Origin of the sequence: Bacillus sp. NTK071 (assembly GCF_017303315.1) — a bacterium.
Taxonomy (GTDB): Bacteria; Bacillota; Bacilli; order Bacillales; family Guptibacillaceae; genus Guptibacillus.
This window is the reverse complement of record NZ_JAFKOI010000006.1, coordinates 37510-50532: the sequence shown is the minus strand read 5'-3', so window position 1 is coordinate 50532 and position 13023 is coordinate 37510. Positions and strand designations below refer to the sequence as shown.

At 38.0% G+C, this 13023-nt stretch carries 10 protein-coding genes; 1 reads left to right on the top strand and 9 read right to left on the bottom strand.

The annotated features are described in order from the left end of the window. Window positions 1-185 precede the first annotated feature (185 nt). Window positions 186-1760 (top strand): high affinity choline transporter 1, encoded by a 1575-nt coding sequence (locus tag JI666_RS11585; protein ID WP_206892166.1) that lies wholly within the window; start codon window positions 186-188, stop codon window positions 1758-1760. A 169-nt stretch (window positions 1761-1929) separates the two neighbouring features. Here JI666_RS11585 and argH read toward each other — a convergent pair whose 3' ends face one another. The 9 genes from argH to JI666_RS11540 form a co-directional block, all read right to left on the bottom strand. Further along, window positions 1930-3408 (bottom strand): argininosuccinate lyase, encoded by a 1479-nt coding sequence (gene argH / locus JI666_RS11580; protein ID WP_206891935.1) that lies wholly within the window; start codon window positions 3406-3408, stop codon window positions 1930-1932. Window positions 3409-3714: 306 nt separating this feature from the next. Next, window positions 3715-4995, bottom strand: a complete 1281-nt coding sequence (locus tag JI666_RS11575; RefSeq protein WP_206891934.1) for a hemolysin family protein — start codon at window positions 4993-4995, stop codon at window positions 3715-3717. Between the two features lie 59 nt (window positions 4996-5054). Continuing rightward, a complete protein-coding gene (locus tag JI666_RS11570; protein ID WP_206891933.1) occupies window positions 5055-5468 on the bottom strand; it encodes a MerR family transcriptional regulator in 414 nt (137 codons plus the stop codon). A 206-nt stretch (window positions 5469-5674) separates the two neighbouring features. After that, on the bottom strand, window positions 5675-6544 hold the full coding sequence (locus JI666_RS11565) for an alpha/beta fold hydrolase (protein WP_286170769.1): 870 nt from the start codon (window positions 6542-6544) through the stop codon (window positions 5675-5677). 242 nt (window positions 6545-6786) lie between these two features. Beyond that, window positions 6787-7638: a DegV family protein gene (locus tag JI666_RS11560; protein WP_206891930.1), complete on the bottom strand. Its 852-nt coding sequence runs from the start codon at window positions 7636-7638 to the stop codon at window positions 6787-6789. 286 nt (window positions 7639-7924) lie between these two features. After that, window positions 7925-8860 carry an aldo/keto reductase gene (locus JI666_RS11555; RefSeq protein ID WP_206891928.1) on the bottom strand — a complete coding sequence of 312 codons (936 nt, stop codon included), beginning with the start codon at window positions 8858-8860 and terminating at the stop codon, window positions 7925-7927. Between the two features lie 806 nt (window positions 8861-9666). After that, a complete protein-coding gene (locus JI666_RS11550) occupies window positions 9667-10200 on the bottom strand; it encodes a restriction endonuclease (protein ID WP_206891925.1) in 534 nt (177 codons plus the stop codon). After that, window positions 10193-11098, bottom strand: coding sequence for a TIR domain-containing protein (locus JI666_RS11545; protein WP_206891923.1), 906 nt, complete (start codon window positions 11096-11098; stop codon window positions 10193-10195). The genes JI666_RS11550 and JI666_RS11545 overlap by 8 nt, the downstream gene beginning before the upstream one ends. 265 nt (window positions 11099-11363) lie before the next feature. Further along, window positions 11364-12701 carry a deoxyguanosinetriphosphate triphosphohydrolase family protein gene (locus JI666_RS11540; protein ID WP_286170768.1) on the bottom strand — a complete coding sequence of 446 codons (1338 nt, stop codon included), beginning with the start codon at window positions 12699-12701 and terminating at the stop codon, window positions 11364-11366. Between the last annotated feature and the right edge of the window lie 322 nt (window positions 12702-13023).

The following is a 13023-nucleotide window of genomic DNA, read 5'->3' as shown; positions in this document are numbered from 1 at the left end:
AACAATGTTTACGAAAAATGCCATTTAATAATAAAAAAGAAAGTCAAAAGTGATAGAACTAACTAATTGCTGGGATACGACTTAAAGAGGTTTTGATTGAAAATTAATTGAAGAGGTGATGTTGTTTGACTGAACGAAAAGGAAATCTACTAAAAGTCGGTATATTTGTAGCAGCTATAGTCGCAATGTTTGTGTACTTAGGAATGACGAATACGAATATTAATTGGGGTTCGTTTATTGCTATGCTAGCCTTCTACGCCGTGATCTATTACATTGGGGCATTTATGGCAAGTAATAAATCTGAATCAGCATCAGACATGATGGTAGCCAAACGCTCTTTACCATTATGGATTTCAATGTTTACAATGGCTGCCACCTGGGTCGGCGGTGGGTACATATCAGGTACTGCAGAATCAACGTATTCACTTGGACTAGCATGGGCTCAGGCACCATGGGGTTACGCACTAAGCTTAATTATCGGAGGAATTTTCTACGCAAGAAAAATGCGTCGATATGAATTCATGACTATGATTGATCCACTTGAACAACGCTTCGGAAAAAAAGTGGCTGGTGTTCTATATATTCCGGCTCTTTTAGGAGAAGTCTTCTGGAGTGGTGCGATCTTAACTGCTTTAGGAACAACGTTTGGGACCATTCTAGGTTTAGACTTTCAAACGTCTATTATACTATCAGCGATCATTGCAATTGCGTATACTGTCGTTGGTGGTATGTGGTCCGTTGCGTTTACCGACGTTTTTCAAATGCTAGCTGTTATGATCGGACTATTCCTGGTCCTTCCTTTTGCTCTATCGGAAGTGGGTGGACTAACTTCTGTTTGGAGTAACTATCAAACGGATATGGGAAGCTATGCAAGTCTTTTCCCACCTTTGGATGGGTGGACTGATCCTGCTTGGGGCAATTATTACTGGAACTGGTGGGACTTTGCCTTACTACTTATTCTAGGCGGTATCCCATGGCAAGTATATTTCCAGCGTGTGCTGTCAGCTAAAACTGAGAAAACCGCGATGTGGCTATCGATTACAGCAGGTTTCGTTTGTATTATCGCAGCAATACCCGCTGTGATTATCGGCGCAATTGGATTAGACACCGATTGGGCAAGTCTTGGTGTGAATGCACCTGATAATCCAGCTATGATCCTCCCTTATGTCTTACAATATTTAACGCCAGATATTATTGGAGCGATTGGATTAGGAGCACTTGCAGCTGCCGTCATGTCATCGATGGATTCATCTATTCTATCAGCCTCTTCAATGGCTGCTTGGAATCTGTATCGTCCATTATTCAAACCGAATGCGTCTAGTGATCAACTTAAGAAGGTTATCAAACGCTCCATTATCCTAGTTGGGATTGCCGCTACGATCATTGCATTAAACGTACAAAGTGTTTATGCTCTATGGTACCTCGCTGCGGACTTAGTATATGTTATTCTATTTCCACAGCTAACTACTGCTTTATTCTTTAAAGGGGCAAATAAGTACGGTTCAATTGCGGGGTTAATCGTATCGTTCTTCCTCCGAATCGGTGGTGGAGAGCCAATGATTGGACTTCCTATCTTCCTACCTTATCCAATGATTGAAGATGGCCTGGTTCTCTTCCCATTCCGTACACTCGCAATGGTTTCTGGTCTACTAACGATTATCGTTGTATCTAAATTGACCAAAAAAGCATGTCCACCTAAACCTTTGTTAATGCCATCTGAAAGAGAGAATGGCAATGAGAAAATCGAGAGAATTGCTTAATGGTGTTATGGCATCCTTAGTAGTAATTTGAAATGATATTTAATAAGCCCCTCACCTGGATGACTCCGATAGAGCCATCTGGTGAGGTGCTTTTTTATTGTATATTGCTTCTCATTTGTTAGAGAGATGGGAAGGATTCAATTATGTGATAAGAAATCTTCTCCCTCGTTTATAAATTCCGCAGATCCTCTTTAATAGTATCTAGTCTAGTAGAATAGGCTTCTACTTTCTTACCTAATTCTGTCCAACGTACTTTCCGTTCTTGCACCATTCTTTCTACAACCTGTGGATTCGGTCCCCCTGTAACGCTTCTACGTTCAATAAACTTAGATGGATCACAAATGTGATGCCAGTCTTCCTCTGAAAGCTTCACATCGCCAATCCACTCATTCACTTCAGAAGTGCTCACTTCATATAACTCTTTCTTCTCCTCATTCGCTTTCTTACTGACGAAACTAGATAATTGATGGGCCTTTCGGAATGGTACCTTGTAGTCCCTTGCTAATACGTCGGCTAACTCTGTAATTGTAATCATGTTAGTTCTAGCTTGATCAAGCGCTCGTTCCTTGTTGAATTTCATGGTCGTAATAACAGCCGTTAACAGCTTTGTTACACGATTGGCTTTATGAAACCCGTTATAGAGATGGGGTTGCAAATCATCTTCTGTATCCACAATATCTCCATATGGTGTATTATGAATCATCTGAATGACACTTAGTCCTTCACCAACTGCGCTGCTAGCGAGCGCTCTTGAATGTTCCAATGATACGGGGTTTCTTTTCTGTGGCATAATGCTACTCACTTGCACATAAGCGTCAGAAACGTTAAGTAACCCTACTTCATTAGAGGCCATTCGAAGAAGCTCTTGAACCCACCTACCTATATTAGTCATCATGCTTACTAATGTAAGAGCTGTTTCAAGTAAGTAATCCCCAGTTCCAATTGCATCATAAGAATTCTCCATGATATCCTCAAATCCTAATAGTTCGACCATTCGTTCGCGACTAATTGGAAAACCGGTCGTTGTAATCGCAGCTGCCCCCATCGGTGAACGATTCACTGTATGATAAGCTTGCCATAATCGGTCTACGTCTCTTGAAAGATTATCTGCAATTGCGAGTAAATAATGACCAAAGGTGGTCGGTTGAGCAGGTTGCGTGTGGGTGTGAGCAGGCATAATGGTGTGCACGTGATCTTCTGCTTGGATCACAAGCGATTGTCCTAATTTTCTTACGTTATCTAGAAGGTCAAGCATATGATCACGAATCACGATCCGATACATGGCTTCCCCCATATCATTTCGACTCTTCGCAATATGCATCTTTCCCGCTAAATCGGGACCAATCACTTTCGCAACTTCAGCTTCCACAAGGAAAAAGAGATCTTCATATTCTGGCATATAGTTAAACAAGCTTTTCTCCATTTTTGCAACTTGGTTTACACCGGCCAATATTTTCTTTGCGTCAACATTCGTTATAATGTCTTGTTCTTTCAGCATCGTCGTATGCGCACGATGAATCATAAACATCGCATCAAACAAGTAATCACGCTGATCTTTGAAAACTGGTTTAAGAAGCTCGTCTACATAGGTTTTCCCGGGAAAATAAGCACCATCTTCTACTTCAAAATCTTCCTTTTTCATCGTCATATGTTCACCTCTTTTACTAGAGCGTATTTTCTGATTTTACACCGAAGAATTTGTAAGGGAGTTTTCGAGAAGGTTCCCTTTACTCATGTCCATTTAATTTTAATCTTGTACTCGGACTATGATCTTTTCTATGTACTAAATCCCTTCTTTTCTATACTATTGAGAATCCCGAAAATCGTCCTCCCTAATCCAAAATTTTGTTTAAAAAAAGAACCCGGTATCCTTGAAATAAGGAGAATACCAAGCTCTTGTTCATTTTCTTATTTATATAACTACTAAGGCACTAAAAAACGTCCCCAAATACTTCTAGGCTTTTAACAGAACATCTTCAGTTTGATCCTTCGGCAGAACCTCTACTTGTATTTTTCTAACGCGACGTTCTTCAACCTGATCGACTATGATCTTAAGGTTTTCATAATAGAAAGAATCACCCATGCTAGGAACCGTACCAAGGGTTTCAATAACCCATCCGCCTAAGGTATGGTAAGAGCTTTCAGGAGGAGTAGCATTCATTACCTCAAAGAAATCATCGAGTTGATGTTGAGCATCAAAATGATAGTTACTGTCAGAAATTCGTAGCATAGTACTGAATTTCTCATCTTGTTCATCCCAAATTTCTCCTACAATTTCTTCTAGAACATCTTCTAATGTAACTAAACCTGACGTTCCACCGAATTCGTCTAGAACGATGGCCATGTGCACTTTTTCTTTTTGTAGTTTGGGTAACAACGTTGAGATCTTCATGGACTCTACGACAAACAGTGGCTCTCTAATTAGCTTTTTAACATCGACATTCTTATACTTTATCAGATGAGTAAGAAATTCTTTCTCCGTTAATATGCCGATAATGTTATCAATACTATCCTGATAAACTGGTATTCTTGAAAATCGTTCTTCAAAGAAAATCTCTTTCATTTCGTCAATGGATTGCTCGATATCAATCGCTACTATGTCAATTCGCGGTGTTAACACCTGACCCGCAAGCGTATCATCAAAATCCATCGAGCGATGAATGAGATCTCTTTCTTCTTTATCAATAACCCCTTCTTCTTCACTAATATCTAACATCACTTTTAATTCTTCTTCTGTTACGGAAGGAAGTGTGCTGCTCTTGGCAAAAAATTTCGATACAAGCTCTTTTAATTTAACGAAGAAGAAGTTAACTGGAGCTAATAATTTAATTAACACGTATAACACAGTAGCAATCAACAATGAATAAGATTCTGCGTGTTCCTTAGCTAACGATTTAGGAAGTATTTCCCCAAAGATTAGAATTAAGATCGTCATAACAACTGTACTAATAACAAGTCCCGTGTTACCGCCAAATAGATCGGTTGCGACAGCAGCTGAAATACTAGCAGCAGCAATATTGACAATATTGTTTCCAATTAGAATCGTTGATAGCGCTTTGTCGAAGTTCTCGGCAATCGCTAAAGCCCTCTTACTTCCGCGCTTTCCTTCATCTGCGAAATTTCTCAGCCTAATTTTGTTAACGCTCGAGTAGGCCGTTTCAGCTGATGAGAAAAAAGCTGATAAAAGAATCAAGGAACCTAATAAAAGAATCGAATCCAGTGGTATGTCATTCAAAAAGTTTCACTCTCCTGAGTTGTTGTTAGTCGTTACTTGCATCTTTCGAATTGGCTAAGTCAAGTTGAGTAAAGAAGCAACGATTGAATAAGTGCGACAGTCTGAGGCGAAAGACGACTCTTAATCTTCATCTGCGAATCGTCGTCTAATCTCTCAACGCTTTCATGAATATCCTTCAATTCAGCCTCCAGGTATGTCATTTTATCCATTACTTCCTTTACCTGATTATGAATCAATTCGGTATCAACCTGACTAGATTTTTTAACCATTAACCGTTGTTCTATTTGCTTCAAGGTCATTTGCATGTCTTTACAGTTTTCAATGAATTGAATGTCCTCAATCGCATCTTCTCCATAGAAGCGATAATTCGTATCAGATCGCTCACACTGCAACAAACCTATTTTTGTATAATAATCAATTGTACGTTTTGATACATTACAAACTTCGGCTAATTCACCTATTTTTAACAACACCCCAAGATCAATCACCTCTTTCTAATTGTAAGTGATAATGCGCAAACTGTACAGTAGAACGTTATGGTTCTATTTCCCTATAAGTAGCTATAAAAAGCTGAAGGGCAAGCTCTCCTTACCCTCTATTTCAGAGAATACACCAAAGCATCCCAACTTCCCTTCATACAAAAAGGCCGCCCCATTATGTAAGGACAGCCTAAATTCATTTACGTCACTTTTAAAAAGTCGCGCATATACTGATTCACCATATCCGGCTTCTCATGATGCGGGGCATGGTTTACCCCTTCCATTCTGTGAATGGTAAGGTCACGAACATAATCTTCCAGCCCGTCCAAATTACTATTTTCAAAAGCAGCATCCGCGTCACCCCAAATGATCAGCGTTGGCGATTCGAACATTTGATACGATAGTTCTAACGGCTTTTGAACATGTTCCTCGAACGGATAGAAGGAAATAGCACGATAATAATGAAGCATTGCCTTCATCGCATCCGGCTTGGTCCATGCCTCTATGTACTTCTGCTCATCTTCTTCGGTTAAATACCCTTTTTTCTTCCCAGGAATCGTCATCATGTTCCTTAATCGTTCCGCGTTATTCTCAAGCAATCCTTCATGGGAATCCTCTCGCTGGAAATACGCCATATAACGGCTTGCTTCTCGTTGTCCAGGGTTCTCTGCTAGCTCTCGTCTGAATGTATAGGGATGAGGCGCATCGAACATGATCAATTTGTTCACATATTCAGGCGCGGTATAAGCTAACGTCCATGCAATCGCCCCGCCCCAGTCATGAGCTACTAAGATGCAGTCCTTCTCCCCGAAAGCTTCAATCAGCTGCTTCACATCTTCGACTAGAGTGGACATCTCGTAGGACGAAATTGCTTTCGGCTTGTCAGATAAGTTGTACCCTCTCATATCAACCGCAACAACACGGTAATCCTTTGAAAACTCTTCCATTTGGTGGTGCCAGTTATACCAGAAATAAGGGAAACCATGGAGAAACAGCATCAATTCGCCTTCTCCTTCAGTAACGTAATGAAGATTGACCTCATTCACTTTCACATAACCATCTTTCATCATTTCATCCACCTTCCTACAATTACTTCTAACATGGAGACACGTTACTCTTCCTCCCGTTGATTCGCAATTGGAATGTCCTTATGAGTAGAAAAATGGGAAATAAATCCTAAATGAAAGATGTGTAAATAGTTGGATAGAATCGAGCAAGAAGAGCGAGTATCATTCTCGCCATTCATCATTTTACTCAGCCCTTAATCGGTGAATTCTCCTGGTTTTTAAGTTAACGTCTCATTCTACCCGTCCTATTGCTCTAATCCTGCAATACCGAAGCCCCCGGCTCCAGAATGAGTCGAAATCATACCGCCCGCTTGAATCCATCGTATATTCTGGAAGCCGTTTTCTTTCGCAAGCTCATCCATCCGCTGCTTAATCGTTTCATCGAGTCCGATAGAGTAGATAAAATAAAGCTGCTCTCGAACGATGTTGAATTCATTTAAGTAATCTTTCAAAAGCTTTTCACTAGCACCACTCATTTTTCCCCGATACTTCTTTGTAGACATCAGCTTTCCATCCTTCAACTCAATGCATGGCTTTATTTTCAACAAAGCTCCAATCAGAGAAGCCATATTGCTAACACGCCCTCCCGCTTTAAGAAACTCGAGGCTACCTGGAATGAAAACGAGCCTTGATTTAGGAACAATTGCCTCTATTTCTTCAACTAAGTGTTCCGGTTCAATATCAGGTTCTTTTTCTAATACTTTAGCGGCATACAATACAATCGCAGCTAGTCCACCCGTAACGTTTAGAGCATCAATGAGAAAAACGTCTTCAAATTCTTTCGCAGCAATAACAGCATTCTGAAAAGAAGAAGACGCTTTTGATGTATATCCAATATGTATAATAGTGCAGTCTGGGAAATTCTCTCTTATAGTTGCGAAGAACTCTTGATACTCATGAGCATTTGTAGAGGTGGTAGAAGGTATTTTCTTGGTACGTCCGTAATAGTCATAAATATCCTGGACCGGCAATGAACCGTCTAAATAATCCTCTCCATCCATAATGATGTGCATGGGAACGACTTGAACATCGTACTCTTCAGCTAAATCACCCGGTACGTCTGCACCGCTTTCGGTTGATAAGATGATCCTACGCATTCGATTTCCCCCTTGATTATATTTAGGTCCGTCTATACTCTTACTACATTATGCCTTTACTATACATGATAAGACTACATTAGAATTGAGAAAACTTTATTTGTCGTCCTTTAGATGCGAATTTCGATGTGTGGAAAACGATTATTTATTGTTACGTAAAAGGCGTTATCCTGAAGTAGACAGCATTATATGGAAAAAAGGTGCCTGATCCCGATACGTTACTAAGCTAACGTATCGAGGATCAGGCACCTCAATTCCACGCATATTGTTCTTTATCTGATCATATTTACCAGGGTAGCTTGGAATCCTTTATTTCTTCAGCCCAAATATCCTTTAACTCGTTGATGATGTCTATGGATAAGCTGCCTTCTGATGCCGCGATATTCTGGTTGAATTGTTGAATATCTTTTGCTCCAGGGATAATGGTAGACACTTCTTGATAGGAAAGAATAAATTGCAGTGCTGCTTGTGCCATTGGAATATCATTTCCCAGAATTCGTCGAACTTGATCTACTAACCTTCCTCTTCGTTCAATTTCCTCTGCACTCCATCTGCTTCTAATTCCGCTAAATCGACTAGTCGCATCATACTTGCCTGTCAGCCAGCCAGAATCGAGCGGAACCTTGGTGATCACGCCAACTCCTTGCTGTTCAGCTGCTTGTATAGCAGCCGCTGGTTCTTGATGAAAGAGATTAAACATAACCTCAATAACCTGACTATCCGTTTTATTTAATAGTTCATTCATCTCTACTCCAGTATCTACCGAAGCGCCATATGCTCTGATCTTCCCTTGCTCTTTCAGTTTTTCCAGTACTTCAAACTGCGGGCTGTTTCCATTAAGGGTGGTGAATGGCGGATTATGAAGGAGAAGACTATCAAGATAATCGGTATGTAACCTTCGTAAACTACCTTCTACTGATTCCATCAATTTATCAGGGTCAAAGTTTTGTTCACCATTCGAGTGATGGCCACATTTACTGCTAATGACCACCTGATCTCTTTTTCCTTTAAACGCTTTACCAAGCAGCTCTTCACTTTTCCCAGCTCCATAATTAGGAGCAGTATCAAAGAAAGTACACCTGGAATCCATCGCGTTCCTCACTAAATGAATAGCTTCATCCTCTGTCATCTTTCCCCAGTCTTTTTCATTACCTAGTTGCCATGCTCCGAATCCGATCTCGGAGACTTTTATTCCGGTATTTCCTAGGTTGCGGTGTTTCATGAGCGATTTCCTCCTTTTGCTCATTCATACTTCTGTTGAATGTTTACTTATAGTTTTTAGTAGGTCTAACAAATAGTATATCGTGTGTGAGTGATTTTCCCTTTTAGATTCTAAGTTACTATTTTAACAATAATTTCCTATGTTAAGCTAATGAGGACTATTTTTGATCATATAAGAAAGAACCTTCCATATGTTCGATTTGAACGATGAAAGGCTCTTTCTATTATAGTGATGGAGCATAGCGGGCTCGAACCGCTGACCTCTACACTGCCAGTCACGATTTCTTAATAGTATTGATAGTGATAAGGGATAAAGAAGCCCGGTATAACTGAATTTTATTAATTAAGTGTATGATTAATTATGATTGTAAAATGTAGTTGTTGACGTATTCGGTCAACAATTCGTCAACAACTATAATTACATTTTGTTCTGCTATTATCACCTTGATAAGCATGGGTGGAATGCCGCCCATTCCCTGAGCACATTAAATACATAATTATAAGAGGTGAAACACCTGTTTTATCGGTGTTTAAAACTTTACGTTTAAGAATGAGGTTAAATACGCTATCAATATTTATGAACAGTATACAGTCAAAATCCAGTCATAAGAGCAGTGTTATAGAAGTAATGCCTCCTATGGGTTCACCTAGAGTAACTAGATTATATAAATATTCCATCACTATCCTAACCTACACCTTAGAAGTACGTATGAAAATTTCCACTGAAGCTAATCATAAAAAATCTTATTCTTTTTAAAAAGTAACTAAGGACCATCCCTTTTTTCTTTTCCTGACTAAACTGGAGTGCTAAAATACTTTTCTCATAATCAATTTACAGTATCTATCTTTTATCAACTCACGAAGATCATCTATGGATAATATTCCTTGTAAATCAGCCATCCTTATAACGATAATCCTAATTCCCTCCATGCTTAATGCTTCGTGTAATATAGCCACCGCTCCTCTTAATTGATTGTTCCCATTTACAAAGTCACCTGTTACTCCATTAGCTGCAATAAATATCCCTGTCGATAGCCTTCTTCTTCTTAACTTCATAATAAAGTTATCTAATACACTAGATCCAACTGGAGAAGACCAGTTTTTACATTCTACCAAAATTGTAGCATCCCATGGGCCTAAAACTTCCTCAGTACGTGCGTTCCAAAGTAGTAAATCAATTTCTTCTGAGGGCATTAGAATATCTCTTTCCCTAACCTGTATTCCAGAAAGACAATTAAAAAGATACTCTGCCAATAATTCAAACGATTCTCCTTTTTCTGTATTTGTAGTAGAGTTAGTCACTGCTATAAGCCTCTCCTTATATACCTCTAAATCAAACATTTCCATCCTCCTCGTAATGGCCATGGAGGATTTTCACTTTTATTAATTTTAGTAGACTTTCTGGTGATGTTATGTCTATTAAATCATCCCTGTTTAAGAGAACTATTACAGCGCCTGTTTCACTCTGAATCTTACTAATAAATTTATAATATGTAGAACTATTTTTTCCAAGCGTAATGAATAACAGACTTTTCACACCTGACTTCAATGTCATATCAATAATTTGGCATGCTTGATCTTTATTTAACGCAGATTTAAATTCCACTGCAATGGGGTTACCAAGTGTCCTAATGTCGAAGTCATTTATACTATTCCAAATCAGAAGGTCAAACATTCCAGGATCATTTTTCCCCGGTTCGACAACACTCCAACCTGGTATATTACTTGCCATATTTGTAAACCACTGTTTAAGCGCGTAGAATTTTCTTACGCCTTCATATTTAAATAACTCTCGTACACTTAAAGTATTAGTTTGATTAGAGAATACTGGTAAGTCAAATCGATCTATTGGCCCCCGTAACCCTAAAAGTGTGTCTTCACTTTTAATAATTTCTTTTATAGAAAATACAAGGTTTTTAAGACCTTCATGAGTATCCGTATACCTAAAACACTTCTGTCCCCTAAGGTTTGCAGGCAACTCATTCTTACTATTGGTTACAATAATAACAGGCTTGCCTTGCCCATGTGCTAAACCAATTTCATAAAAAACATTGTTACTTCCTTTTCCTACGTCCGCTACTATAACATCGCAAAGCCTAATTAATGCCAGTATACTACTAGGACTACTACTATTAAATGTTACTGATTCAATAGTTTCAATTACATAGTTTGAACCTAATAACTCTCCTAGTTTTTCGGCACGATTTTGATTGGTAGAAATATATCCAATTCTTATCATTGGAGTCACCCCAGGGTTCAAAATATTTTTGAATTCACATTCTTATCTATTAAAGAGGTTTAAGGTTGCTTACATCAAGCAGCCCATGGATTTACCAAGTTAAATAAAGAAAAATAGCATCGACTTAAAAAAGCAATTTTTATTAGGCTGCTTCCGCCTACTCTTATTAGAATGATAGAAATATAAATGAGCAAAAGCATATCAAAAATTATGTCATTTCACTTGTAACAAAGCTGCTCCAGTTTGCTGATTTTTTTGTTACAGATCATTTATCGCTCATATGGTTGTTATAGTCACCAAAGTATTCTTTGTCATATAGTTTCTCTAATGAGTTTGAACCAAACAACTTAGTAAATGTATTAATAGCAAATGAATCCATCATCCCTGATATATAATCAGCAATTACTCTTTCACGAGACTCTTCTTCCTCGTCAAACATTCGATATTCCACTGGTAACAAAAGATTTCCCTTATTAAACTTTTCATCGTTAAAAGCAGTAAATAATCCTTTTATCACTTTCTCACCTTGTTTTTCGTAAACTTGGACAATATTACTTCGATTTATACATTCAAAAGTCTTGTCCTTTAGCCCTTTAGCTAAGTCTTTTAAATTACAAAAACCAACCTCTTTTGAATGTGAGGTTCCAGTTTCTTTTTTGAAAATTTCATCCACTTCTACTAGCCCGATATCTTTTATCAAAATATCTACCAGATTTGAAGTTACTTCTTTTCTAAATAACAAACCAAATTCTTCTGATGAATGGTAATTGTCCGCTGAAAAAGCAAACTCTTTTGCTTTTTCAACGATCCTCTCAAACTCATTAAGTGTATGAATATTATTACCCTGTTTCAATTCAAAAATAAATTCATCAATATTAAATAATTTTAGACTAAGAGCATCCTCTAAATCATGAGCCGCATATGCAATCTCATCTGCTATATCAACGATTTGGACATCTATTGTCCGTGGTTCTATAGACTTATTCTCGATTTGTTTCTGTAATCTATCAAAAGTGGATTGATAAATGAATTTTTTAATTTTAGAATCTCCTTCGTAATTATATGGAACATAATACTTAACCACACTAAACAAAGTTCTTAGAGTAAGATTTAATCCTCTACTTTTAGGTAACTTCTTTTCCAAATTTTGAAGCACACGGACAGTTTGAGCGTTACCCTCAAAACCACCTTTATCTCTCATTAGTTCATTAAGTACTCTCTCTCCATGATGGCCAAAAGGTGGATTTCCTATGTCATGAGCTAATGAACCAGCTTCTACAATGTAAATATCATCTATAAATACGTCATTTAATCCAGAATCTCTTCGAAGTTTTTCAGCAATAGACCTAGCGATTTGTGCTACTTCTAGGCTATGAGTTAGTCGGTTCCTATAAAATTGATCACTTTGCACTCCTAAAAGCTGCATCTTTCCTTGCAACCTTCGGAAAGAAGGTGAATATAAAACTCTAGAATAATCTCTTTGAGAAGGATTCCTATCTCTAACTTTACTTTCATCATATATCCTGACATTTTCCATTTCTCTTAAGGAATAATAATATTCCTCTAAATATTCTTTTAACTCGTAATTAACCTCTCCGCCCATAATACCCCTCCTATGTAAATATAGGTATATAACAACACTTTAAGTAAAATATGAATGTAATAGTTTTAGATAAGTTAGCTCTACTCAAAATTTATCTCATTATTTTAATAAAAAACGCTTGAACCTTCTTAGATTCAAACGTGAGTTTTGAACAGCAGACCGATAAAACGAACGCGGGGCTGATGGTTTTTAGCTTTGTATCCAGTAAACTTTGGATGAAAAATAAGCCATGTTGTTTATTTTAACTAGTACCAAATGCCTTAAATGAGAGCTCTAGGGACAGGTACTATGGTTTTAATATATAAAATATCACCAACTCTAA

What these genes read in the sequence shown, in the direction of transcription:
- JI666_RS11585 (WP_206892166.1), top strand. Translation starts at nt 186, where the DNA reads ATGTTTGTGTACTTAGGAATGACGAATACGAATATTAATTGGGGTTCG.
- argH (WP_206891935.1), bottom strand. Translation starts at nt 3,408, where the DNA reads ATGACGATGAAAAAGGAAGATTTTGAAGTAGAAGATGGTGCTTATTTT.
- JI666_RS11565 (WP_286170769.1), bottom strand. Translation starts at nt 6,544, where the DNA reads ATGATGAAAGATGGTTATGTGAAAGTGAATGAGGTCAATCTTCATTAC.
- JI666_RS11560 (WP_206891930.1), bottom strand. Translation starts at nt 7,638, where the DNA reads ATGCGTAGGATCATCTTATCAACCGAAAGCGGTGCAGACGTACCGGGT.
- JI666_RS11555 (WP_206891928.1), bottom strand. Translation starts at nt 8,860, where the DNA reads ATGAAACACCGCAACCTAGGAAATACCGGAATAAAAGTCTCCGAGATC.
- JI666_RS11550 (WP_206891925.1), bottom strand. Translation starts at nt 10,200, where the DNA reads ATGTTTGATTTAGAGGTATATAAGGAGAGGCTTATAGCAGTGACTAAC.
- JI666_RS11545 (WP_206891923.1), bottom strand. Translation starts at nt 11,098, where the DNA reads ATGATAAGAATTGGATATATTTCTACCAATCAAAATCGTGCCGAAAAA.
- JI666_RS11540 (WP_286170768.1), bottom strand. Translation starts at nt 12,701, where the DNA reads ATGGGCGGAGAGGTTAATTACGAGTTAAAAGAATATTTAGAGGAATAT.